Here is a 24,156-nt window from a genome sequence, read left to right on the forward strand (position 1 = left end):
TATGATACAGACAAATACATTTTACTCCACCTATTCTACGATTGATGTGTTTGGCGCGCCGGTTTCTGCACCTGCTTCCGTTTGGGTACTATTCGCTTTATTCAGTGTTTTATTGCTGGCGGCTACGGTTTTTGTCTATGTCAAGAAAAAAAATTATCAAGTAGGTATGCCCCTTGTTCAGAAAATACGCAAGAGATTTCCCAAATTGCGCGGCACTCCTGCCGCGTCGGTTTGGGTACAGGAAGCATATAAACTGCTTATTGTGAATAAAGGAATTGTTCTCATTCTTGTTTTTGCCCTGCTCATTTTTCCAAAGTTAGCACAGCAGAATGTGTATTTATCCACAGACGAACTTTATTATAAAAACTATATGCAAATTTTATCAGGCGAATTGACGCCGGAAAAAGAATCCTATCTACAAGCGGAGCAGCAAAATTTAGCCGACGCGCAGGCGGAGATAACCCGTATCGAACAGTTATATCAAGAGAACAAAATTACGGAAATCCAGCGTGTGCAATACGAGCAACCCTATCAATCTATTTTAATGAAGCAAAACGCTTTCCAGCGTATCATGCAGTATTACAATCATCTCACACAACAGGGCGGCGGCTCATTTGTTTACGATTCTGGCTATCAAATTTTATATAAGGGCAGTCAAATAACTTTTCTTGCCCTTGTGATTTTTTGCGCACTATGCTTTTTTAACGTCTTTTCTATGGAACTCAAAAACAATACCGTGAAATTGATTCGTACACTTCCAAAAGGGCGTTCTTATACGATTCGCTGTAAGGTTGTTTTGAGTTTTGTTGTCGGAATTAGTATTACAGGGATAGCGCAGGGATTAGAGTTTTTTTCGATAAATGAGGTTTACGGATTAAACCAGTGGAACGCTTCTATTGCGAGTATTCCTATGTTTTCCGTTTTACCGGGCTGGTTGCCGATATGGGGATATACGGCTATTTTATTCGGACTAAGGTTATTGGCAATCATCAGTAACACAGCGATTGTTTTACTCATATCATCTGTCAATAAAAACAGCTTGATTTCTATGCTCTTATCCATATTTTTATTGGCGGCTCCTATTATTCTTTCTTTTATGGGAATCAATTTAACACAGTATTTTAGCCTGCTACCGCTTGCACAGGCGGGTACGTCATTTACCGATTCCGGCAAGTTTATTATTTGTATGTTATATACGGGAGCAGCGGTATCAAGTATTTGCTTCATTTGTCCTTTCATAAAGAAAAAAATGATGACGTATTGAAGCAAATTGGTTTTATTGACTATTCGCGCTGTGCGATTACTGGTAAAACATGAAAGACTAATCGCCGCTTGTCGGCAAAAGTACGGTTGTAGATCGGAAGTGGCGGTTTTGAAATAACAAATTCAAGCCGCCGTTTTCCTTTTGAAAAAATGGACTTGCGGAGGGTTTATTAAAGTCGTCCTTTTTTAAGAACACGGCGGTATCGTGGAGGTACCGCCGTGTTTCTTTATGTCCGACAAAATACGACATTTTCTAATTTGTCAAAAAAAGCCTTCGCCCTACAACGGGATATTCCGGCTATGTATGTGAACTGTCAGAACATCTAATTATCGCTAATAATTCCTTTGCGCCCGTTCGCGCCTTGCGGACGGGCATTTTTTATTATTCTTTCAATTTCAATTTTCTCTCGATTGGCATACGTTCTCCCACGTCCGTCAAGGGTTTGCGAAAGGGGAAGAAAAACCCGCCCCCTGGGTACGAAAGGGGGTGAGAACATGGAATCAAATCGCACCGAATGGCAGAAACGCTGCACTTTCAATGGCTTTTATAAAAAAGTATTGAAAAATGAAGCGATTGACGCTTTCCGGGAAAGCCGGACACGCAGGAAGCACGAAGTCGTTTTTTCGGAACTAACGCCGCAGGAAGAAAACCAGCTTTATACCTACGACCACTATTTCGCAGAGGAGAAGGGCTTTCAAGTGGCGGGAAAATGGATAACGCCTAAACTGCTTGCCGAAGCACTACGCGCATTACCGGAGGAAAAGCGTCAAGCTGTTTCGCTGTACTATTTCTTTGGCATGAATGACGTTGAGATCGCGGAGCTTATAAAAATACCCCGCAGCACAGTACAGTATCGACGGACAAGCTCTTTTGAGCTTCTAAAACGCTATTTGGAGGAACGCGCCGATGAATGGGACGAATTGTAACAACGATGAACGCGTCTTATTGCCCTACCCGGTCATATTAGCCGCAACAAAAGGCGACCCCAGCGCAATGAGTATTGTTGTGCAGCACTACGCGGGTTACATAGCCTATTTGTCTACCCGAAAGGTACGCGACGAATACGGACACCTATTACGGGATTGACGAGGATATGCGGGAACGGCTGCAAGCAAAGCTCATGCGGGTTGTTCTGAATTACAAGTTAGATTGAGAGTATATGCGGGCGTTCCCCCTTTCCGCTTGCATACTCAATAAAACCTTGTTTTTTGCTCCTTGAAAAAGAAAGCGCGGCAAGATAACGGCGGCGCAGTATAGGGCAAATCGGATACGTCCTTTTTGCGCCGAGCCATACGGTGGGTACGCCACGACGCTTTTCCCCTACGGGGAAAAGTCGAGCGATCACTACCACAACGGGGAGCAAGTGTAGCGGCTTGCGGGCGACGACACGCATTAAGGGTAGACAAGTCTTTACAGCCACAGTCCGAGCGTTAAAAGCGTCGCAGGCAATGGGTAAAGCTGCTTTGAACAAGCAGGGGTGAAATTCCCGCGAGGTTGTGCTAACAACCGTCCGATGAAAGCCTATTGATAAAAAATGAAAGGGGGATATTCTTTGAAAAAAGCTGACTTATTAAGATATAGTATGCAGCTTGCCTTTTTGAAGCAGTTGCTTGAAAGGAAGCTGATAACGGAAAAGGAGTATTCCCTTATCAAAAATCGCCTTATGAAAGATTATAAAGTAAGTTCCGACTTAACATCTTGAATTGTTCACCTTTTTATTGTATAATACGCTATAATAGGAATACAAAAAGGAGGGCGGCAAATGAAAGATGTTGAGATTATAAAAGCGCGTAATACACTATCATCTCGTGCAAAGACTAATCTAACAAAAAGGTTGCGAGTAGCTGCATATTGCCGTGTAAGCACAGACAGCGAAGATCAGATTAACAGCTATAAATCCCAAGTACAATATTACACCGACTTAATTAAAAACAATTCGGAGTGGTCTTTAGCTGGAATTTATGCAGACGAAGCAATAACGGGTACGCAAGTAACAAAGCGCGAAGATTTCCAACACTTAATTAACGACTGTATGAATGGCGACATTGATTTAATCGTTACAAAATCCATTTCCCGATTTGCAAGAAATACCCTTGATACGTTGAAGTATGTGCGTATGCTCAAAGAAAAAGGGATAGCTGTATTTTTTGAGGAAGAAAATATAAATACCCTAACTATGGACGGCGAATTGTTGCTTGTCATTTTAAGTTCTGTCGCACAGCAAGAAGTTGAAAATATTTCTGCTAACGTCAAAAAGGGATTAAAAATGAAAATGCAGCGCGGCGAATTAGTGGGATTTCAAGGTTGTTTGGGATATGACTATCACCCAGAGGACAAAACGATTACCATAAACGAAAAAGAAGCCGAGATTGTGCGGTATATCTTTAAGCGTTATATTGAGGGTGCGGGCGGTTCTGTAATAGCGCAAGAATTACAGAATTTAGGTTATAAAACCAAACGTGGCAGCACGACATGGGCTGAAACTACGGTAATTGGCATTATCAAAAATGAAAAGTACAAAGGCGATATTTTGATGGGGAAAACCTTTACGCTCGACCCGATTTCAAAACGTCGTTTAGATAACTTTGGAGAGGAAGATCAATTCTATATCCGCGACCACCATGAGGCAATTATTTCCGAAGAAGTTTTTGACGCTGCACAAGAGATACTGAAACGCCGAGCAAAGCCGCGCCGATTAGGTACTGATGGTAAACGTGAAAAATTTAGCCGAAAATATGCGTTTAGCTGTTTGCTTGAATGTGGCTTTTGCGGTGGTACTCTCACAAGGCGAAGTTGGCATAGCGGCTCACAGTATAACAAAATTATTTGGCAATGTGTAACAGCGACCAAAAAGGGCAAAAAGTTTTGCCCTGATAGTAAAGGTATTGCAGAGGAAACAATAGAACAGGCTTTTATTGAATCCTACCGTTTGCTTTGTCAAAATAATAAAGATGTGTTGGACGAATTTATAGCCCGAACAGAGGAAGCCCTATCCGCTACCAACGCTGGAAAGCAGTTAGCTAAAACCGACAAGGATATTAAAGTTCTTGAAGCCAAACGTACAAAACTTGTTGATATGCACCTAGATGAAATTATTGACAAGGCAACTTATGAAGAAAAATATCTCGTACTATCGGAGCAGATAGAGCAGTTAAAAGACACCCGGCGAGGGTTGGAAGAAGCGGCAGAAACCGAAAGCACTATGAAGCGTCGCATTTCTGAATTTAGGAAGACGCTTGAACAAAATGAAGTGCTTGACACATTTGATCGCTATGTTTTTGAAAGCATAGTTGAAAAAGTGATCGTTGGCGGGTATGATGAAGATGGTAACAAAGACCCTGCTATGCTAACCTTTATTTACAAAACAGGCTTTAAGAACAGCGTTGACGGTACGACTTATAAGCCACCGAGAAAAAACGGCAAGGCAACAAAGCGAAGCGACAATTTGTGTTCCCATTCAACCGACGAGGCAAAATCAACGTGTTCCCATTATAGTAACGACACATGTGGAGTGCGTGGCGCTGCTTGTCCCTGAGCAGGCCGGGCCTCATGCTTAAGCGTACCGCCGCGGGCGCTGGATTCCAATCGGATTTGCCTCCCCCTGGCCATCATAAATTTACAGTCCGCTCAATAATCCGGTAGGATTTACTGGACAAATAACCATGCGGCGGCGTATAATAAAATTGTTTGAATTTCAAATTACAAGGACTTGAGTTTGCAATATTGGATTTTAATGGGCGAGGAGGATGGATTTGCAGGCGATCTCAAGAAATTTAAATCAATTCCTGATAGAGAATTTTAATACCCTGCTGCGCCAGGAGGAAAAGGCGCTCTCTCTTTATGGCGAGGGCATTCTTTCCATTTATGAGTTTCATGTAATCGATGCCGCATACAGCCTGAAAGCGGAGAAGAACAACACAATGGGTGAAATTTCCCGAAAATTAGGCGTTACAATGGGGACATTGACCACCGCGGTAAAAACGTTAGAGAAAAAAGGCTTTGTAAAAAGGGTAAAAAAGGGGAGGGACCGGCGTCAGGTCTGGCTTGAGCCCACAGCCCTGAGCGAGCAGCCTTTTCTGGAGCACCGCAGGTTCCACGAGGAGATGGTGCGGGCTGTTATGGAGCGGCTGAATCCGGAGCAGCTTGCCGTGCTAGACGAAGCGCTGCGGGTGCTGGCCGATTATTTCTCTTCCGTAACGCCTGCCGTGCGGGAACAGCCGGCTGCGGCGGCGCAGCCTTTCAAAAATTTGGACATCATTTAGGAGAGAACAATATGTTGACAATTATCACAGACAGCACAAGCGACCTTACCCCCGCAGAGGCTGAAAGCTTGGGGGTAACCGTTGTCCCGCTTACCGTTTCCATCGATGGGAAGGAGTACCGGGACGCATTGACCTGACCTCCGAGGAGTTTTTCACAAAGCTGGATGGCTGTACAGAAATTCCCACCACCAGCCAGGCCCCTGCCGGCGTTTTTATGGAGGCGTTTAAAGAAATACTGGACCGGGACCCCGGGGCGGAGATTCTGGGGATTTTTATCTCTCAGCATTTGAGCGGGACCTTCCAGTCGGCCAGTATTGCACGCAATACGTTTCCCCGCCGCAGCATTCGCCTAGTCGATTCAGGCTCCGCCTCGTTCGGCCTGAGCCTGCTTATTCGTGAGGCTGTCAAAATGCGCGATGCAGGCGTCTCTGCGGCGCAAATCGAGGAAAAGCTGAACCAGCTGAAGCAGCAGCTGGTTGTCTATGTTGCGCTGGAGACCTTAAAGTACCTGCAAAAGGGCGGGCGGCTTTCGGCGACGGCGGCGATTGTAGGAACAATCCTGCAAATGAAGCCTGTTTTGCGTATTCAGGACGGCATCATCACCGTAGCAAAAAAGGTGCGCGGAAATTTTGCCGCTTATGATTGGATTGTGGAGACGCTCCGCGCGGAACCGATTGACCAAACCTATGCGCCGTGCATTGGCTCTACGCAGTGCCCGAAGCTTTTAGAAGCCTTTACACTGCGGCTGAAGGTGGCCTTTGGGCTCAGCCGGCTCAAGCATTTCGATATTGGCCCGGTGGTCGGGGCTTATGCCGGCCGCGGCTGTGTAGGTATTGCTTATATTCAGAAAAAATAGGTGCTGCCGGACAAAGCCCGGGCTCCTTATTATAAAAGATCAAAAACCGGCGCGGTACAGGATTTTTCCATGCGGCGCCGGTTTTCAAAATATAAAAGAGACGCATGGCTGCGTCTCTTTTATAGAAGGAAGAAATTTATGAAAAAGCATACTTGTAAGCTGTTTTGAGGGTTCCCTTTTGGGAACAATCTTATAATACCGGTAAAATATGAAAAATACATGAAGAAATTCAGAATATTACGCGAACAAAAACAGAATAAACTGAAAAGAATAGAATTTTGCTTAAAGCTTAGGCCGGCTCATTTATAAAAAGCACGGGGAGGCGGCTTTTGAAAAGCCTGCCGCCTCCCCGTGGCCCGCTACCTATGCGGAGTACCGTTGCTATTTGCCCGGCATTGTCCTTTTGTCTTTAGCTACTTTTTATCAAAAGAGGGGTTAAAGGCGTAGAAATTATTGGAATCCAAGCGGTCGGTTGCGATTCTCAAGCCCTCGCCGAAACGCTGGTAATGGACAATTTCGCGTGCGCGCAGGAAACGAATCGGGTCCTTGACATCAGGGTCGTCACAAAAACGGAGGATGTTGTCATACGTGACACGCGCTTTTTGTTCTGCGCTGAGGTCCTCGTTCAGATCCGCGATGGTGTCGCCGGTCACACCGATATAAGCTGCGGTAAAGGGGGAACCGCTGGCCGCAGCCGGGTAAACGCCGGTTGTGTGGTCGATAAAATAGTCGTCGAAGCCGGCCTTTTTTATTTCTTCCGGCGTTAAATTCCGCGTCAGCTGGTAAACAATGGTGCCGATCATTTCTAAATGTGCCAGCTCTTCGGTACCAATATCGGTCAGGATGGCTTTCAGCTCGGGGTATGGCATGCTGTATCGCTGGGAAAGATAGCGAAGAGAGGCGCCGAGCTCACCGTGAGGTCCGCCATATTGTGATATAATCAGCTTTGCAAGCGCCGGGTTAGGGTTTTTGATGTTGACAGGGTATTGCAGCTTTTTCTCATAGACCCACATTAAAGATCACCGTCCATTTCTGTGCCGTTTTCCCAGGGCCACGGGCCGCTGATCCACGCCCAGCGGCTGGTTTGGGAGCTGGTCTCGTTCAGCGGGCCGAATTCGGCCTCGTATTTTTTAGTGAGCTCGTCTGTTTTCAGGCGGTATTCTTCCAGCTTTTTGGCGGCATCACAGTTGTTAGGGTGGGTATCCAGGAACATATGGAGTTCCCACATTGAAAAGCGGAAGGCGCTGATGCGCCGGAAAAGGCGTTCCTGTTCGGTCATCTCGGCGCCCCCCTTCTGCCGTAAAAAGGTTTGTCAAGCTCCGGGAAAATCGTGCCCTGGTCAAGTCCCTTTTCGGGCTGGTATACCGAATTATATTGTTGGTAAGGAACATAGGCCATGGTGGGTACTGGATTAGCAGGGAGCGGAGTGGGGTCACGCAGGTCGCATGACGGGTAATCCATTTTCTCCATCATGATAATTCTCCTTTCAGGTTTGTTTAAGCGGGAGTGTTTCCCTTATGTTATAGTATGAATCAGGGCTTTTTCCTGTGACGGTGGCGAGGCGTTGCACGGGGAAGCCGTGCAGGGGCTTCGGAGCCGGAATTTTTTGCTTGTATAATACCGTAAAATAAGGTACAATAAGCTTTGCATAGCTTATTGCTTCTACTTTTCCCGATTAAAAGTCTGGATATCAAACAACTTAGGGAGTCGTTATGTCAATTCGATCAAAAATAAAAAAGAATCTATTTGCAATTATTTCCATTGGACTGGCCTTGGTGGTTATGACCGGTTTTTTGCTCTCAAATGACGGTCTTGCACGTTTTGGAGAGATTATGCAGAATTTGCAGGTGCATTGGTTTGCGCTTGCTCTGTGCGCCGCAGTGGGCACCTGGCTGCTGGAAGGCTTCGTGCAGGGAATATTCTGCCGGCGGGTAGATAAAAAATGGACTTACGGCCGTTCTTTTTCCGTTGGTATGACAGGCTATCTATACAGTGCGCTCACGCCGTTTTCTACCGGCGGGCAGCCCATGCAGATCTATTATATGGGTAAAATGGGGATGGATGTCGGTAAGGCCGGGGCCGTCATCGCCATGAAATCTCTGGTTTACCAGGTCGTTATGGTACTGTATTCGCTGGTCGTAGTCGTCACACAGGTCCGCTTTTTTCAGGCCAATATAACGGATTTTTCCTTTTTAACAGTCATTGGTCTAATCAGCAATGTACTGTTTATCAGCGCCATCTTTTTATTTATCCTCAGTGAAAAAATGACGGATAAGATTTTGCGCTTCGGCATTCGCTGGCTCTACCGGCTGAAGCTCTGCAAAAGGCCGTTGAAAAGGTACCATGGCATCCATTCTCAATTGGCCATGTTTCACGGCAGCTCCAAGATGCTGGGGCGCTCCTGGAGGCTGTACCTGTCCACCGGCCTGCTGACGGTCGTGCAAATGACGGTCAACAGCTTGATTACCTATTTCCTCTATCGTAGCTTTAACTTGTCTGGAGAGTCTGCCTTTGTGATGATTTCCGCACAGGTTTTTGTCAATATGGTGTCGGCGTTTGTCCCCCTTCCCGGTGCTTCAGCAGGAGCCGAGGTCAGCTTTTACCTATTTTTCGGCAGCTTTTTTGGGAAGCTTTATATTGCCCCGGCTCTGTTTTTGTGGCGCACCATCTCCTATTATTTCAATATTTTATTCGGCGTGGCGTTCTGCTATTGGGGCGACCGCAAGTACAGCGTTCGGCGCGGTAAACCGGCAGAGGCTGAACCGGCCGCCGGCGAATAACCAAAGTACAACAAGCAAAACCGGCTTGCTTTTATCGGCAAGCCGGTTTTTGATTTTGGCAAGATGTTATATACTGAACGGCCCGCCGCTAGGAGGCAGTCCAATTTTAAAAGCAAGGTGGGGGCTGTTGAGAAATTCCGAACCCTTTTGCTTAGGCGTATTTTGGAAGCATTAAGGGTCCCGCTGGTTTTCGCGGAAGCCTGCAGGGCTTGAAAAAAGAAAATCGGCGGTCAAAAGCTCAAAAAGTGCCTGCGCATATAACATATGCCCGCGGGGATTGGGATGCCATGGGTCACAGAATAGAGCAGAGGGCCGCTCCTGTTCCGGCAGTCCGGAAAGAAACTGCTCCATACTGCGGTTGGTATCTGCAAGAGGAACGCCTTCCACAGCAGCGACCTTTCGCACGGTGTCCACCATCTCCGGGTACAAGTAAGGGCTGTGGGGTTCAGCCTGTTCCCCAAGAATGGGGGAAACAGTGTGGAGGTAGGGGCGTGCCCCTAGGCTGCGGATCATCTCCAGCTCCCGGGTGAGCAGGCTACCGTATTCAGCAGGGGATTCGCGGGTGAGCCAGTCGTTGATGGTGTTGCCTTCCGCAATCACCACTGCGGGCTGCCAGGGAGTAATCCAGGAATCCCATACCTCGGGTGTCAGATAGCGGTTTAGCGGACAGCTGCCGATTCCGGCATTAATCAGTGCATAGGGGCCGCGATAGGCTTCTATGCGGTAGATCAGAACTGAGCCGGAGCGGCAGCGAATTTCCAGGCTTTTCGGACCGTCCTCACAGAGCAAGGGAATAAATCGGTACATATGGGCGGAGACCGGCATGGTCAGGTCAATCTCAAGGCGGCCTATCCCGTCCAAATAGATTTCGGCACGGGAGGATTCAGTCTGCCCTTGGAAGCATATGCGATAGAGCTCCGCGTTGGCGGGGAGCACAAGCCGGTGACCTTCGTCCAATAGCGCGCTTTGGCCGCGGCGGTTTCCTTCGCACAGGTCGGACAGGGCTTTGCCTTGATATTCTATTGCTAAAGAGCCAGTAAGCTCACCGATGCGCTGCCGCAGGAGATTTACATAGCTCGGGCAGGTAAAGGTCAGGGGACGCAGTTCGCCGTTGACTGGGGAATCAAGCTCCAGCTCGCCGCCGGAGCCCTGCCCCCAGGTATGGGAGTCTCCCGCAACCAGAATGGTCTGTATTTTCGACATAGTTTCTGCTCCTTTTAATCTTATTTTTTATTAAAGAAGGGCTTGATTTTTGCGGTCGGTGTTTTTATGCAATAAAAAGACTGTGCCGCTTGATTCTATAATAGTGAGATGGGCAGAAAATGGATGAACTGTTTTTTAATTTTTCATAGAGGGGTTCGCGAAAAACTGACGCAGCATGTGTGCCCCTCCGCCTTCTGATGGTGGCAGAGGACCGGTTTTCAGATTGCTAAAAGCATAAAGGGCTTCGCCATACCGGGTAAAATTTATTTTTAGGGGGAAGCTTCATGAAATATTCATCATTTTTTCTGCAATTTTTTATATAATCTATTTAAGAGTTGTCTTTATGTGGTAAGTTATGTGGTAAAATAAAATTATGATATTTCCCGCCGGTGACCCGGCGGATAAAGAAAGGCGGAAGAAAAGAGTGGCTACAGGAAAAATCATGGTAGTAGATGACGACCAGAACATCTGCGAACTGCTTCGCTTATATATTGAAAAAGAGGGTTATGAGGTCGCAATTGCCAACGACGGCCGCCAGGCGCTCCGCGTCTTTGAGGAGACCGATCCGGACTTGATTTTGCTTGACATCATGCTCCCTGAGCTTGACGGCTGGCAGGTGTGCCGCGAAATTCGGAAAAAATCACAGTGCCCCATCATTATGCTCACCGCTAAGGGGGAGGTCTTTGACAAGGTGCTGGGCCTGGAGCTGGGCGCCGACGACTATGTGGTCAAGCCGTTTGAGGCCAAGGAGGTCATGGCTAGAATTAAGGCGGTGCTGCGCCGTTTGGGTAAAAATGGGGCGGAGGCGGTCAAAGAGGTAAAATACGACAAGCTGTCTATTAACCTGACGAACTATGAGCTCAAGGTAAACGGAGTGCAGATCGACACCCCGCCCAAGGAGATGGAGCTTATCTACCACCTGGCGAGCAACCCGAACCGGGTGTTTACGCGCGACCAGCTTCTTGACGAGGTGTGGGGCTTTGATTATTACGGCGACAGCCGCACGGTTGACGTCCACGTCAAGCGCCTGCGTGAAAAATTGGAAGGGGTCTCGGATAAATGGGCGCTGAAAACCGTTTGGGGCGTGGGCTATAAATTTGAAGTGAAGGAATAAAGGGACCGCCAGGCTCCTCTTTCCGCTATAACTACAGATTGTGAGTGCGCAAGATGCGAAAATCACTGTTTAAAAAATATTTGCGGATTACCTCATTCACCATCCTGATCAGCTTTTTTTTGCTTGGGCTGGTGATGCTGACCTTTATTACCACCAATTGGCAGGATGAAAAGCAGTCCCTGCTGGAAAAAAACGCCTCCAGCGTGGCGAAGCTGGCGGCTACCGGCGCCCAGGAGGAGGCGGACGGCCACTATACCCTGCCCGGGTCCGACATGAAGGTGTTTATGAATTTTTTCGCGGAAAATATTAATTCAGACATCTTTATCATTGACCTGACGGGCAAGCCGGTTCTAACGGCGCTTGGCAGCGGCAGCGAGGATCCAGTGGCGACGGAGGTCAATATCCCGCAGGAAATGATTAAAATTGCGGTTGCCACCGGCATGTACAGCAATGAAAGCACAATGGGTGGGCTGTACAAAAAGCAGCATTATGTGGTAGGGGTTCCCATTCGCTACACGGCGGCTGATGAGTCCACCGTGACCATCGGAACGGTTTTTGCCGCCTGTGGGTTTCAGGAGTTCTCTCTCTACCGGGCAAATTTGATTCAGATGTTCCTCTTGGCAGCGGTCGCTTCGTTTATGATTTCATTCTGTATTGTCTGGTTGTTTTCCTACAACCTGGTGCGCCCCCTGCGGCAGATGGCTGCCGCAGCAAAAAGCTTTGGGGACGGGAATTTTTCGGTGCGCCTGCCAGTAACCGGCCAGGATGAAATCGGCCAGCTGGCCCTGGCCTTTAACAATATGGCGAGCTCGCTTGCCGGCGGCGAAAATGTGCGGCGCAACTTTATTGCCAATGTCTCGCATGAGCTCAAAACGCCGATGACCACCATTGCGGGCTTTATCGACGGTATTTTGGACGGAACCATTCCCCCTGAAAAGCAGCGGCATTATTTGCAGATTGTCTCTGCCGAGGTCAAGCGGCTGTCCCGTCTGGTGCGCACCATGCTGGACCTTTCCCGGATTGACAGCGGTGAGCTTCACTTGCGGCCCAGCCGTTTTGACCTGGTGGGCACCATCTTGGAAACGCTGATTTCCTTTGAAAAAACCATTGAGGAAAAGCGGATTGAGGTGCGCGGGCTGGAGAATATCGACAGCCTGTTTGTGGACGGGGACCCCGATATGATTCATCAGGTTGTTTATAATCTGATTGAAAACGCTGCTAAATTTACCAATGAGGGCGGTTATATCGAGGTTCGCGTTCAGGATTTTGACAACCGTACAACCGTGGCGATTAAAAACAGCGGCGCGGGGATTCCCTCCGATGAAATCGGCATGATCTTCGACCGCTTTTACAAGACAGATAAATCGAGAAGCAAGGATAAAACCGGCATGGGGTTGGGCCTCTATATTGTAAAAACCATTATAAAGCTTCATGGCGGCGAAATTACCGTCAGCAGCATTGAAAATGAGTATTGCCAGTTTGAGTTCTGGCTGCCGAAGGTCTCCACGGTGCCGGCTCTGGGCAAGGAACCCCAAAAGCTGAGAGACGGCAAGGAGAAAAATGCAGATAAAGGATGAGTGGGTATGAACGATAAGCATGATGGTTTTTCCGCGGATTCCCCTGAAGCGCTTGGGCCGCGGACAGGCGAGCCGCCGCTGCCGGGCGCGCAGGCGGAGGCGGGCAGGCAAGGCGGTACGTCGGAAAATCCCGCGGCGGATATTCCCCAGGGCAGCGGTCCGGCCCCGGAAGCCGGGCGGGCAACATCTGAGCCGCCCGAGGAGATGGCGGAGCTTTATGCGGCGGCTTCCGCAGCAGCCTCAGAGGAGGCCGCTGCCGGGTCCCCCGCCGGTGGGCTGGAGGCCAATGCGGCGGAGCAAACGGAGCGCCCGTCCAGCGGGAGCGGCAGTGAAACGGGAAATGTACCGGAAGCCGCTGCCGGCGCCCCCTACTGGGATTCCCGCGGTGCTGCCGCGCCGCCTCCGCAACCGCCTGCACAGCCCCCTGTTGCGCCCGCAAACGCGGTACCGCCCCCGCCGCGCGGGCGAATGAGCGGCAGCCTGAAGGTTTTCTTTTGGATTTTGGGGACGCTTACCGTAGGCTTGATTCTGGCGTTCATCGTATATTCGGCACTGGAGTGGGATCATTTTCATGAAGTGCCGCCGGCCTCCAGCAGCAGCCAGCAGCCGGGCTCTTCCTCGGGCTCGGATCCCCAGGCCTCCGAGCCGGGGGACTCTCAGCAGGAGCCGCAGGCCCCGGAGACGGACCCCGGTCATGTGGGGATTGAAATTGAGCCGCTGCCGGGATCCGGGCAGAAGGCCGCGGACGAAATTTATGAGCAGCTGGTCGAAAGCGTCGTCGGCGTCAACACGACGGTCACTTCCGCCAATAACCAGCAGAGTGGTACAGGGCAGGGGACTGGAATCATCGCTACCAGCGACGGATACATTATCACCAATTCCCATGTGATTTATAATTCCAGAAATTATGCGGTGCAGGTGGTACTGCATGATGGATCTACCTATGACGCCAACGTGGTGGGCTTTGATAAGGCGACCGATGTCGCCATTTTGAAAATAGACGCCCAGGGACTGGCCCCGGCTACATTTGGCAACGCCAATGAGATGAAGGTGGGCCAGGAGGTTCTGGCGATTGGTAATCCCGGCGGCATGAGCTACGCGGGCTCTTTGACCGGCGGCTACATTTCGGCCCTGAACCGCCGCCTTGGCTCGGAGGATATCGGCTATATTCAGACGGATGCCGCCATTAACCCCGGCAACTCCGGCGGCCCGCTGGTGAATATGTACGGGCAGGTTATTGGCATTAATACCAGTAAAATTGTCTCTACCCAGTATGAGGGGATGGGCTTCTCCATTCCCGTTGTTACGGTTCAGGAGATTCTCAATGATCTGATTCACCAGGGCTATGTGGAAAACCGTGCGCGCCTGGGGATTACCGCTCAGAATTTAGGGGCGAACGGCTCCTGGGGTTCGGAGGTCTCCGGCGTATTGATTGTAACTATCAATGATGAGAGCAGCTTCAGCGGCGTTGCTGAGGAGGGAGATATCATCACCAAAATGGACGGGGAAGACATTTCCAGCCTAGATGATCTCTATGCAATTTTGGCAAGGCATCGGGGCGGCGATGTGGTGACGGTAGAGATCTATCACGACGGCAGCCTCCGGGAGGAGCGCATCACCCTGCTGGAGGATAAGGGCGAGACACAGCAGCTTCCTTGACAGTAAGAATCTGTTTATAGGTAAAGGCCGAAGACTTTTAAAATAAATTTTGTGTTTTTACCTTGTTTGCGAAGTTTTAATTCTAAATTTAATGATAAAACGGTTACTTGCTGACACAGAGGGACGGCCTGCGTCCGGTGCCGCCCATCTTCCCAGAACTGCGGCGGAATAGGTGTAGGGAGCTGAGGCGCACCGGCATGGCGGAAAAGTTTTAGGCCGGATTTCTTGACAAAGCGTTTTTTGTACGCTAAAATAAAAAAAGAATCGAGTGGCTGTGGCGGCGTAAATCCGGGTTCCGGGTTTACGCCTCCTTTCTGTTCTTCGGCGTTTTGGCTGGCAAGGGTTCCGGCTCGCTCATTCAAGGCCAGGGGCTGCGGCAGCTTTCCCGCGGGGCGAAAAATACCCCCAAAAATCGAAGAAGGAGACTTTTAATGGCACAGGAAACAACAACGAACAAAATGGGGACGGTACCGGTCCGCAGGCTGATGCTTACAATGGGTGTCCCCATGATCCTCTCTATGGCGCTGCAGGCGCTTTACAATATTGTCGACAGCTTTTTTGTCAGCAGCATGCCCGGTACGGCGGAAATCCCCAATATGGGCGATTATGCCGTCAATGCGCTGACCTTGGCTTTCCCTGTTCAGATGCTGATGGTTGCGGTCGGCGTAGGCACCGGAGTGGGCATCAACGCTTTGCTCTCAAGGAGCATCGGCCAGGGGGAGCGTGAGAAGGGCAGCCAGATAGCCGGGAATGCGGTTTTTCTGGGAATCTGTACTTATATTGTATTTCTGCTCTTCGGCCTTTTTGGGGTCGATGCCTACCTGGCCACGCAAACCAACGACCCAGTGGTGATCGGGATGGGCTCTTCCTATTTAAAAATTTGCAGTGTTTTGTCCATCGGCGTCATTCTTTACATGATCTACGAAAAGCTTTTGCAGGCGACGGGCCGGACCCTTCCGTCAACCATCGCCCAGGTTGCAGGAGCGCTGGTTAATATCATCTTGGATCCAATTATGATCTTCGGCTACTTCGGCTGCCCGGCCATGGGCGTAGACGGCGCTGCCTATGCAACCGTAATCGGTCAGTTTGTTTCGTTCTTTTTGGATTTTATTTTCCACAGCATCTATAATCGGAAGGATATCGACACCCATCTGCGTTATCTGCGGCCCAGGCTGCAGGTTATCCGCCGGATTTATGCCATTGGTTTCCCCGCCATTGTCATGCAGGCCCTGACGTCCTTTATGACCTATGGGGTCAATATCATTTTGGGCCTTATCTCAATTGAAGCCGTTACCGCTTATGGGGTTTACTACAAAATCCAGCAGTTTGTCTTTTTTGCTGCCTTCGGCATGAACAACGCCATGATTCCCGTTATTGCTTTTAATTATGGAAAGCAGGACCAGGCCCGCCTCCGCGCCGGAATCCGTTATGGTATGCTTTATACACTGGTCATCATGGCAGTTGGCGCAGTGGGGCTTCAGCTGTTTGCCCCTCAGCTGATTGGAATTTTCCCGCTTTTAGCCGAAACCCAGGAGCTGTGCATGAAGGCCCTCCGTATCATTACGCTGAGCTATCTGTTTGTTGGCGCCAATGTCGCGTTTCAGGGGATTTTTCAGGCGCTGGGGTGCGGGGTGCGGTCGCTGGTGGTCTCCCTGCTGCGCTTAATTGTTGTGGCACTTCCGCTTGCCTGGCTTTTTACCCTGCTGCCCAATGCGCAGGATATGGTCTGGTGGGCGTTCCCGGTTGCCGAGGCTGCCGCGCTTGCCGTTGCGCTGGTTTTTATGAAGCAGATTTCCGCCCGCTTTTTGCACAAGCGGGAGCCGGCGGACGGGGCGGCTTAAAAGCGCGGCCCTTAGAGGCTGTGCCGTTTTATGCGGCGGCAGCCGTCCGTTTATGTTATTATAGTTCCCGCGGTGTGGCGGGTGAACCGCTGAAAGGCAGCTGCCTTTCAGCGGTTTTTTATTGCTCCGTAAATGGCGTTGTCAAAATAGCATACAGCGTTCCAAAGGGCAAACCGAAGCAAGCTGGTTTACCGGCCGCAGTATAGGCGGTAAGGTTATTTTTAGCGCCCTTTCCAGGGATCGGTAAGCGCAGGGCCTCCCCGAGCCTGAACAGCCCGCCGGTTCACTCGTGGGTTTGGCTGCTGCTGGGAGCCCCGCTCGGAGGATATTTTCCCAAAGCCTCGTCGCGGGCATCGCTTGGGAATCAGGCGGTTGTCAAGAGCAGCTTAGACCCGCATGCGAATGAAGAGCAGGCAAAAATACCGGGGTATAAACCGCACTGTGCACGCGGTAGGGGGAAATGTTTGAACCGGCGCGGAACGCGGGGCTAGGATTTTACAGGCTGGGAAAGGCTGAGGCCCCGAAGAAAATCTATTCCGGCAGACAGCAAAAATGAACCGTTTTTTATGGGCTTGCATAGAATGATAGAAAATATCCATGATTTATTCCTTGCCAAGAAAGGGGAATGCACATGTACATTGATCCAAAGGATAAATATCGTTGTTCTGCGTGTTCACCGGTATGTCCGCCGCCCTGCCCGCCGGTTCCGCCGCCTTGCCCACCGGTTGTCATAACGGGCCCGACCGGCCCTACAGGCCCCACGGGTCCCACCGGCCCGCAGGGCTATCCCGGTTACCCTGGACCGACCGGTCCCACGGGCCCCACCGGCGTGACGGGCGCCGCAGGTGCTACCGGCAGTACAGGCGCTACCGGCCCGCAGGGGCCTCAGGGTGTTGCCGGTCCGGCCGGAGCTGCCGGTGCGACGGGAGCTACCGGCCCTCAGGGCCCGCAGGGTGCAACGGGCGCAACTGGTTTGGCAGGCGCCACCGGCGCTACGGGACCCGCCGGGCCAAGTGGCGGCCCGACCGGCCCTACAGGCGCCACGGGAGCTACCGGCCCGCAGGGACTTCAGGGCATTACTGGGGCTACCGGCGCTACCGGTGCTACCGGTGCCACCGGTGCCACCGGGCCCGCAGGCCCGCAGGGGCCCCAGGGCATTACTGGGCCGGCCGGTGCAACAGGCGCAACCGGGGCGACAGGTTCCCAGGGACCTCAGGGCATTACTGGCCCGACCGGCCCCACTGGTGCGACCGGTGCCACCGGTGCCGCAGGTCCTGCCGGCATTGCCGGTCCAACGGGCGCTACAGGCGCGACAGGTTCCGCTGGCGCAACGGGCGCAACTGGAGATATAGGGCCTATTGGACCCCAGGGAATCAGCGGTGCAACGGGTGCAACGGGCGCTACCGGCGCCACCGGAGAGACCGGGCCGGCAGGCGCTACGGGTGCAGAGGGTGCCACTGGCGCTACCGGCGCTACGGGGGAAACCGGCCCTACAGGGGAAACCGGTCCAACGGGCGCGGCGGCTACCATTCGGATAGGTACCGTAACAACAGGGAACCCCGGAACGGATGCCGAGGTTACAAATGTGGGAACGGACGAGGAAGCGGTTTTCGACTTCGTTATTCCCAGAGGGGAGCCGGGCAGCGGCGGAACACCGGATGTTCTGGCAACGGTGAACGAAACGGCACAGAGCAGCAGCAGCGGTGGAGCGCTGGTGTTTGACAATAATTTGCTTGTCAGCGGATCCGCCATCAACCACCAGGCCGGGGCTACCGACATCGAGATCAATCAGCCCGGCATTTATCAGGTCACGTTCCACGGCGTAGCAGCGGTGGAGACGGGCACGGCTATCCCCGGCTCCATGTCGGTTCGGCTGTACCAGGGTGGCACGGCGCTGCAGGGCGTGGTTTCGAGCCATACCTTTACGGCAACCGGCGAGACGTCTACACTCGCGTTCGATGTTCCCCTGCGCGCTGATAATCCGACAAGCCTGCAGGTGGTAGTGGATAACGCGGGCTATTCACTCAGCAACCTTGGACTGACGGTGACACGGCTGGGCGATGTTTAATTGATTTTTGCAGCAGGCGGTATTCTGGTTTGCCACGGTGCGGTTTACTCCTGCGCTTTTGGTCATCGGGATCAATAGGGGAGAACTGGATCCGGATCGCGGGGTATCCGCAAGCCTATATCTGATATAGCAATTATCTGGCGTTAAACGTAATATTTTTTCTTATTTGAAAAATATAACACAAAGCATGGCGGCGCCCGTTTGCAGACGGACGCCGTTGCTTTTTTACCTGTGGCTAAGCCTTCGACAGATTCTGAAACCGAGGGCAATTATAATAGAGACAGCAGTCTGCCGGTTTTCATCCACGGGTAGATTCTGAAAAAGGATGGTTTACCGGCGAAGCTTGCGCTTGACTTTTTCCGAAAAATAAAATATGATAAATGCAAATGAATCGCATTCCCATTTTTGGAGGATAAAAATTTGAAGCAGCTTAAAAAGAGTATTGCGGCCTGTCTGGCCCTTTGCCTGCTTTGGTGCGCGGGCTGCAGCCGTTCGGCGGATCAGCGGCAGGGCTTTCGGGTCGTGACGTCGTTTTACCCCATGTATATTATGGCGCTGAACATCACACAGGGCGTTGAGGGCGTGCAGGTGGATAACATGGCAGGGCAGCAGGCCGGCTGCCTGCATGATTACCAGCTGCAGAACAAGGATATGAAAAATCTGGAGCGGGCCAGTGTTTTTGTCATCAACGGCGCCGGCATGGAGAGCTTTATGGAAAAGGTAACGGACAGCCTGCCGTCCTTGGAGGTTGTGAATGCGGGGGAGGGAATCCCTCTGCTTGTGGACGAGTCCGGAGAGGAAAACCCCCACCTTTGGGTCAACGTCTCCTACGCCGCGCGGCAGACCGATAACATTGCTATGGGCCTGATGCGGGCGGACCCGGCTCACGCGGAGCAATACCGCGCCAATGCGGACCGCTATATTGAAAAGCTCAGCGCGCTGGAACAGGAAATGCAGCGCCGTCTGAAAAACTGCCAGACGAGAAATATCATCACCTTCCATGAGGCATTCCCATATTTTGCCCAGGAGTTTGATTTAAATATTGTCCGGGTCGTCAACCGGGAGCCGGACAGCCAGCCCAGTGCGCGGGAATTGGCCGAAACCATCCGCGAAATTCGCGGCACGGATGTCACCGCGGTTTTTGTAGAGCCCCAATACCCCGACAGTGCGGCGGATATTGTCGCGCGCGAAAGCGGCGCGGCCGTTTACACCTTGGACCCGGCGGTAACCGGAGAAGACAGCCCGGATGCTTACCTGCGGGCGATGGAGAAAAACCTGGCGGTGCTTTGCGAGGCTTTGGGAGGAGAACAAGAATAGTGGAAGAGAAGCATGACTTAGGTTCCTGCAAGTGCAGTACAAAAATTCGCGGGCTGACCGTCCGAAAGCACAACGGCGTCATCCTGCACGATGTCAACCTCGACGTGGAGCACGGGGAAATAATGGCGCTGATCGGCCGGAACGGAGCCGGAAAAACCACGCTGCTCAAGGCCCTGCTGGGGCGGATAGCCTACGAGGGGAGCGTCCTGTTTACCGACCATAGGGGAAACCGGGTCCAACGCCCGCGCATCGGCTATGTGCCGCAGAGCTTGATTTTTGATCATTCAACGCCGATGACGGTGGCGGATCTGATGGAGGCGAATCTATCCCGTAGGCCGGTATGGTTTGGGCACCGCAAGGAGGAGCTGGCCCAGGCGGAGGCGGTGCTGGCGAAGGCCGGCGCCCGGCCCGGCCTGCTGAAAAAACGGATCGGCACGCTCTCGGGCGGGGAACTGCAGCGGGTGCTGCTTGCCTTTGCCCTGCAGCCGATGCCGGACCTGCTGCTGCTGGACGAGCCGGTGTCGGCGTTGGACCGCCGGGGCACAGCGTTTTTTTATGAGCTGGTGTGCTCGCTGCGGAGCGAGTACCACATGCCGGTCATTCTGGTTTCGCATGACCTGGCCCATGTGCAGAAATATGCGACCTCAGCCGCCCTGCTTGACAAAACGGTTATTATCAGCGGGCGGGTGGATAAGGTGATGGCTTCCGACCAGGTACGGGAGGTTTTTGGCCTTCCGATAGTGGGGAGGGCGGGAAGATGAGCTTTTTATATTCACTCATCGACACACTGCTTCCGTTTGAGTGGACGGAATTTGATTTTATGAAAAACGCTTTGCTGGCTATTCTGCTGATTACCCCGCTGTTTGGCCTGGTGGGCACCATGATTGTCAACAACCGCATGAGCTTTTTCTCGGATGCGCTGGGGCACTCGGCCTTGACGGGGATTGCCATTGGCGTGCTGATGGGAATTGATAATTATTTTATATCTATGCTGGGCTTTGCGCTCCTGTTTGCGCTCTGCATCAGCGCAGTGATGGGCTCCAGCGCCTCCTCGGCGGATACGGTTATCGGCGTGTTCTCCAGCACGGGCCTGGCACTAGGCATCGTGCTGCTGTCCGCCACCGGCGGGTTTGCCAAGTACTCCGGCTATCTGATTGGGGACATCCTCACCATTCAGCCGGAGGAGCTTATTCTGCTGGCGGTACTGCTTTGCCTGACGGTTGTGCTTTGGATTTTCTTTTTCAACAAATTTCTGCTGGCAAGTTTAAACCCGGATCTGGCCGCCAGTAAAAATATCCGGGTGGAATTGCTACAGCGGGTTTTTGTGGTGCTGATTGCACTGATTGTCACCAGCTGCATCAAATGGGTGGGTATTCTCATCATCAACTCCCTGCTGGTGCTGCCGGCGGCTTCCGCCCGCAATCTGTCGGGGTCCATGCGTTCCTATCATGTGTGGAGCGTTGCGATCTCGTTGTTCTCCGGGGTGAGCGGGCTGATCCTCTCTTATTACTTGGGGACGGCTGCGGGCGGTACCATTGTGCTGGTGGCTGCGGCGATCTTTTTTGCCTCTTTCGTTTACGGCCGCGTACGGCGCGGGCACAGTTGAACAAAGCTTCATAAAAAGGAACCGGGACGCTGCTTGCCCCGGTTCCTTTTTATGCGGCGAGCGGACTGCGGTACCTGTTTAACAGCCCCGAGAGGGCTATAGCGTCTTATTCGGCTTCATACTCCATGCGTTTCGTGCGCGGATATTACTGAGATAGCAGAAAAGCGCCGGGCCTTAAATTATTCGGCCCTCAGCCGCTTGACGCGCAAGGCACAGGCCAAGCCCGCCGCCGCCAGGATTAACAGCAGAGGCCAAAGGCTGTTCCAATGAAAGCCGCCGGGGACCATCAGCCGGTACCCCCAAAAAGCCGGGAACAGCCTGCCGGCAAGCTTAAGCGCCGGCGGCAGCAGCTCAGCGGGGAAGAGGATTCCCGACAGCATGATGGAGGGCAAAAACACCAGCTGGGCAACCATGGTAAGCTTTGCCTGATTTTTGACTGCCAGCCCCAGGGCGCTGCCGATGCTGAGTGAAACGAAAATCAAAACGGCGAGCGCCGCAAAATAGGCCGGCAGGTTTTCCGGCAGCGCGGCTTCAAAGGCGGCGGGAGCGACACAACAGATGATTGCCGACATCAGCAGCAGGTGGATAAACGCGGAAAAAAGCATGGAGAAGAGGCCGAGGGAAAGGGGGACCCCGTTGGCCCGGTATGCCTTTCGGATGTCGCTTCCGTAGATCTCGGCAAGCGAAGGGGGAAGGCCGATGAGCGCACCCATGGAAACGCCCATGACGGTCATGGACTGTATTAGCGTGTATTTAGCCTGCGGATTGACGGCTGTAAAAATTCCACCCATGATGGCGAAAAAAAGCAGCGGGACAGCATAGCAGGTAATCAACAGGGATTTGCTGCGGATATCCAGCTTCCACTGCAACGCCACAGCATATATGAATGCATTCACGGCTCTTTCCTCCTCACCAGCTCCATGAAGTGCTGTTCCAGTGTTCCGCGGTCTATGCGGATATCCAGAACAGCCATACCCTTGCGTTTATAGTCCTCCAGCAGGGTGAGCAGGGTGTCCGCAATGTTGGCGGCCTCATAACGCCGGTTCCCCTGGCTGGTTGTGATAGAAACGGTATAGCGGCTGCCGGTCTGCTCGGCCAGCTCTGCGGCGCTCCCTAAAAATGAAATGCGGCCCCCGGCTATGATTGCAATCCGGTCACAGAGGCTTTCAACCTCGGTCATGTCATGGCTGGCCAAGAGAATGGTTTTCCCCCTTGCCTTTAGATTGCGAATCAGGCAGTGAAGCGCCTGCCGCCCCTCTACATCGAGTCCGGCGGTCGGTTCGTCCAGAAAGACGATGTCCGGGTTGCTCACGAGGGCAAGGGCAAGATGCAGCCGCCTCTTTTGGCCCGTCGACAGCCCGGCATATTGTTTTTTAGCCAGCTTATCAATACCGAGAGTGGCAAGTATAGCAGTGTCGGGCCTTACCCGGTTCCATTTTGCAAACAGCCGCACGGCCTCCATGGGCCTGATATGGGCCGGAAGAGAAGCTGACTGCAGCTGAATGCCCACCCGCCCGTTTATGCCGATGGTGCCGCTGTCATATCTGCGCAGGCCCTCTATGCACTCAAGCGCCGTTGTTTTACCTGCGCCGTTTACGCCGAGGAGGGCAAAAATTTCGCCCTTTTGTACCGAAAAGGTCAGCCCGTTTAGTACGGTTCGTTCACCGTAGCTTTTACGCAGGGCCTCAACCCGAATGGCCTCGTTCATTTGCAGCCCTCCTCAAAGGGATTGATCCCCAGACGGCTGAAATAGGCGCCCAAGGCAGGCTCAATATAACGGTTTACCAGGGCCTGCTTTTGCTGCCACGCATTGTCCGTGCCCTTGAATTGTCCAATTTCCATCAGCTTTGGCAGCAGGCTTGTGTCGCCGCCGGTGAACTCCGTTACCATTGCCCAGAATGCCTTTGCAAGCGCTTGGCCCTGCTGGCCCTCAGGCGGTTCGCCGGCCTTCAGCAGGCGCAGCGCTTCGTCCTGCAGCCGGGTAAAGGCATCCATAAAGGCCAGGCCGCTGTCTCTGTCGAACCGGCTGCGGATGTGGTCCAGGGTCTGCTCGTCAAAATGCTTGATCAGCCAATAGAAATTATTTTTCATCTGTACATTGACGATGATATCGGCATACTTTTTAAAATCCACGGCCTGCATTTGCAGTACCTCCGAGCGCAGGGCCTGAATTTCCCGCAGGGATTCCGTCAGGGCTTCTATTTTATCGCGGAGGGCGGCGGCCTGCTCTGCAAGTACCTCCGCTACCTCGTTGGGCGTGTCCAGGGGGATCAAGCGGTTTTTGATGTCGCTCAATGAAAACCCCAGGTGCTTTAATGATAAAATCTGATGCAGCTTGACCACATCCTTATCGGTGTAAAGCCGGCGTCCGCCCTCGCTTTCCGCCGACGGGGAGAACAGCCCTTCGCGGTCATAATACTGTAGGGTGCGCACGGTAACCCCCATCTTTTTCGCAACTTCGCCCACCGTCATATAGCCCTGTGGGATTGCCTTGCTTTTCTCCATTTGCTCTCGCCTCCTTGATTCTAGTATAGCGCATGACCTTACGTCACATGCAAGCCCTGTTTTCAGCTTTTATTTTTGGAGAGGGGGCAGGAGCAAAAGCCTGA

22 protein-coding genes and 2 pseudogenes are annotated in these 24,156 nt (G+C 52.1%); 16 read left to right on the top strand and 8 right to left on the bottom strand.

The window, feature by feature from the left end; genetic code table 11:
- The first annotated feature begins 1 nt into the window (after position 1).
- The 7 genes and pseudogenes from DPQ25_RS06050 to DPQ25_RS06085 all read left to right on the top strand — a co-directional run bounded on the left by DPQ25_RS06050 (position 2) and on the right by DPQ25_RS06085 (position 6,382).
- Positions 2 to 1,264 carry an ABC transporter permease subunit gene (locus DPQ25_RS06050; protein ID WP_112332265.1) on the top strand — a complete coding sequence of 421 codons (1,263 nt, stop codon included), beginning with the start codon at positions 2 to 4 and terminating at the stop codon, positions 1,262 to 1,264.
- A 494-nt stretch (positions 1,265 to 1,758) separates the two neighbouring features.
- On the top strand, positions 1,759 to 2,190 hold the full coding sequence (locus tag DPQ25_RS06055; protein ID WP_112332266.1) for an RNA polymerase sigma factor: 432 nt from the start codon (positions 1,759 to 1,761) through the stop codon (positions 2,188 to 2,190).
- Between the two features lie 67 nt (positions 2,191 to 2,257).
- A pseudogene (locus DPQ25_RS15385) lies at positions 2,258 to 2,417 on the top strand (helix-turn-helix domain-containing protein).
- Between the two features lie 381 nt (positions 2,418 to 2,798).
- Positions 2,799 to 2,966: an SHOCT domain-containing protein gene (locus tag DPQ25_RS15035; protein ID WP_112332267.1), complete on the top strand. Its 168-nt coding sequence runs from the start codon at positions 2,799 to 2,801 to the stop codon at positions 2,964 to 2,966.
- A gap of 60 nt (positions 2,967 to 3,026) precedes the next feature.
- Entirely contained in the window at positions 3,027 to 4,799 is a 1,773-nt protein-coding gene (locus tag DPQ25_RS06070) for a recombinase family protein (protein WP_112332268.1), read from the top strand.
- 217 nt (positions 4,800 to 5,016) lie between these two features.
- Positions 5,017 to 5,526, top strand: coding sequence for a MarR family winged helix-turn-helix transcriptional regulator (locus DPQ25_RS06075; RefSeq protein WP_177576866.1), 510 nt, complete (start codon positions 5,017 to 5,019; stop codon positions 5,524 to 5,526).
- A gap of 11 nt (positions 5,527 to 5,537) precedes the next feature.
- Positions 5,538 to 6,382, top strand: a pseudogene (locus DPQ25_RS06085) (DegV family protein).
- A gap of 413 nt (positions 6,383 to 6,795) precedes the next feature.
- Here DPQ25_RS06085 and DPQ25_RS06090 read toward each other — a convergent pair.
- The 3 genes from DPQ25_RS06090 to DPQ25_RS06100 are packed head-to-tail and all read right to left on the bottom strand — an operon-like array spanning position 6,796 to position 7,855.
- Positions 6,796 to 7,395 (bottom strand): manganese catalase family protein, encoded by a 600-nt coding sequence (locus DPQ25_RS06090; RefSeq protein ID WP_112332272.1) that lies wholly within the window; start codon positions 7,393 to 7,395, stop codon positions 6,796 to 6,798.
- Positions 7,395 to 7,661 carry a spore coat protein CotJB gene (locus tag DPQ25_RS06095; protein ID WP_112332273.1) on the bottom strand — a complete coding sequence of 89 codons (267 nt, stop codon included), beginning with the start codon at positions 7,659 to 7,661 and terminating at the stop codon, positions 7,395 to 7,397. The genes DPQ25_RS06090 and DPQ25_RS06095 overlap by 1 nt, the downstream gene beginning before the upstream one ends.
- Positions 7,658 to 7,855 carry a spore coat associated protein CotJA gene (locus tag DPQ25_RS06100; RefSeq protein WP_242978242.1) on the bottom strand — a complete coding sequence of 66 codons (198 nt, stop codon included), beginning with the start codon at positions 7,853 to 7,855 and terminating at the stop codon, positions 7,658 to 7,660. The genes DPQ25_RS06095 and DPQ25_RS06100 overlap by 4 nt, the downstream gene beginning before the upstream one ends.
- Before the next feature lie 239 nt (positions 7,856 to 8,094).
- Here DPQ25_RS06100 and DPQ25_RS06105 point away from each other — a divergent pair, with 239 nt between their 5' ends.
- Positions 8,095 to 9,162, top strand: a complete 1,068-nt coding sequence (locus DPQ25_RS06105) for a lysylphosphatidylglycerol synthase transmembrane domain-containing protein (RefSeq protein WP_112332274.1) — start codon at positions 8,095 to 8,097, stop codon at positions 9,160 to 9,162.
- Positions 9,163 to 9,333: 171 nt separating this feature from the next.
- Here the strand turns inward: DPQ25_RS06105 and DPQ25_RS06110 are convergent, their stop codons facing one another.
- Complete coding sequence (locus DPQ25_RS06110) at positions 9,334 to 10,365, bottom strand: SGNH/GDSL hydrolase family protein (RefSeq protein ID WP_112332275.1); 1,032 nt, start codon at positions 10,363 to 10,365, stop codon at positions 9,334 to 9,336.
- A gap of 424 nt (positions 10,366 to 10,789) precedes the next feature.
- On the opposite strand from DPQ25_RS06110, the gene DPQ25_RS06115 reads away from it, so the two are divergent.
- Genes DPQ25_RS06115 through DPQ25_RS06125 form a run of 3 tightly spaced genes read left to right on the top strand, consistent with a single transcriptional unit; the run spans position 10,790 to position 14,715 of the window.
- The gene (locus tag DPQ25_RS06115) at positions 10,790 to 11,479 is read left to right on the top strand and encodes a response regulator transcription factor (RefSeq protein ID WP_112332276.1); all 690 of its coding nucleotides are present in this window, start codon (positions 10,790 to 10,792) and stop codon (positions 11,477 to 11,479) included.
- 53 nt (positions 11,480 to 11,532) lie between these two features.
- Entirely contained in the window at positions 11,533 to 13,056 is a 1,524-nt protein-coding gene (locus tag DPQ25_RS06120; protein ID WP_112332277.1) for a HAMP domain-containing sensor histidine kinase, read from the top strand.
- A gap of 6 nt (positions 13,057 to 13,062) precedes the next feature.
- The gene (locus DPQ25_RS06125) at positions 13,063 to 14,715 is read left to right on the top strand and encodes a S1C family serine protease (protein WP_112332278.1); all 1,653 of its coding nucleotides are present in this window, start codon (positions 13,063 to 13,065) and stop codon (positions 14,713 to 14,715) included.
- A gap of 14 nt (positions 14,716 to 14,729) precedes the next feature.
- Here DPQ25_RS06125 and DPQ25_RS06130 read toward each other — a convergent pair whose 3' ends face one another.
- Complete coding sequence (locus DPQ25_RS06130) at positions 14,730 to 15,077, bottom strand: hypothetical protein (RefSeq protein WP_112332279.1); 348 nt, start codon at positions 15,075 to 15,077, stop codon at positions 14,730 to 14,732.
- A 69-nt stretch (positions 15,078 to 15,146) separates the two neighbouring features.
- Between DPQ25_RS06130 and DPQ25_RS06135 the strand changes: the two genes are divergently transcribed.
- The 5 genes from DPQ25_RS06135 (at position 15,147) to DPQ25_RS06155 (ending at position 21,547) form a co-directional block, all read left to right on the top strand.
- Positions 15,147 to 16,556 carry an MATE family efflux transporter gene (locus DPQ25_RS06135; protein ID WP_112332280.1) on the top strand — a complete coding sequence of 470 codons (1,410 nt, stop codon included), beginning with the start codon at positions 15,147 to 15,149 and terminating at the stop codon, positions 16,554 to 16,556.
- A 631-nt stretch (positions 16,557 to 17,187) separates the two neighbouring features.
- Positions 17,188 to 18,624 (top strand): collagen-like domain-containing protein, encoded by a 1,437-nt coding sequence (locus tag DPQ25_RS06140; protein ID WP_242978243.1) that lies wholly within the window; start codon positions 17,188 to 17,190, stop codon positions 18,622 to 18,624.
- Positions 18,625 to 19,044: 420 nt separating this feature from the next.
- Entirely contained in the window at positions 19,045 to 19,941 is an 897-nt protein-coding gene (locus DPQ25_RS06145) for a metal ABC transporter substrate-binding protein (protein ID WP_112332282.1), read from the top strand.
- Positions 19,941 to 20,702: a metal ABC transporter ATP-binding protein gene (locus tag DPQ25_RS06150; protein WP_112332283.1), complete on the top strand. Its 762-nt coding sequence runs from the start codon at positions 19,941 to 19,943 to the stop codon at positions 20,700 to 20,702. The genes DPQ25_RS06145 and DPQ25_RS06150 overlap by 1 nt, the downstream gene beginning before the upstream one ends.
- Entirely contained in the window at positions 20,699 to 21,547 is an 849-nt protein-coding gene (locus tag DPQ25_RS06155; protein WP_112332284.1) for a metal ABC transporter permease, read from the top strand. Before DPQ25_RS06150 ends, DPQ25_RS06155 begins: the two co-directional genes overlap by 4 nt.
- A 179-nt stretch (positions 21,548 to 21,726) precedes the next feature.
- On the opposite strand, the gene DPQ25_RS06160 is transcribed toward DPQ25_RS06155, so the two are convergent.
- Genes DPQ25_RS06160 through DPQ25_RS06170 form a run of 3 tightly spaced genes read right to left on the bottom strand, consistent with a single transcriptional unit; the run spans position 21,727 to position 24,052 of the window.
- Positions 21,727 to 22,443, bottom strand: a complete 717-nt coding sequence (locus DPQ25_RS06160; protein ID WP_112332285.1) for an ABC transporter permease — start codon at positions 22,441 to 22,443, stop codon at positions 21,727 to 21,729.
- Positions 22,440 to 23,255, bottom strand: a complete 816-nt coding sequence (locus DPQ25_RS06165; RefSeq protein ID WP_112332286.1) for an ABC transporter ATP-binding protein — start codon at positions 23,253 to 23,255, stop codon at positions 22,440 to 22,442. The genes DPQ25_RS06160 and DPQ25_RS06165 overlap by 4 nt, the downstream gene beginning before the upstream one ends.
- Entirely contained in the window at positions 23,252 to 24,052 is an 801-nt protein-coding gene (locus tag DPQ25_RS06170; RefSeq protein ID WP_112332287.1) for a MerR family transcriptional regulator, read from the bottom strand. Before DPQ25_RS06170 ends, DPQ25_RS06165 begins: the two co-directional genes overlap by 4 nt.
- Positions 24,053 to 24,156: the final 104 nt, after the last annotated feature.

Source organism: Hydrogeniiclostridium mannosilyticum, from assembly GCF_003268275.1.
GTDB classification, from domain to species: Bacteria; Bacillota; Clostridia; order Oscillospirales; family Acutalibacteraceae; genus Hydrogeniiclostridium; species Hydrogeniiclostridium mannosilyticum.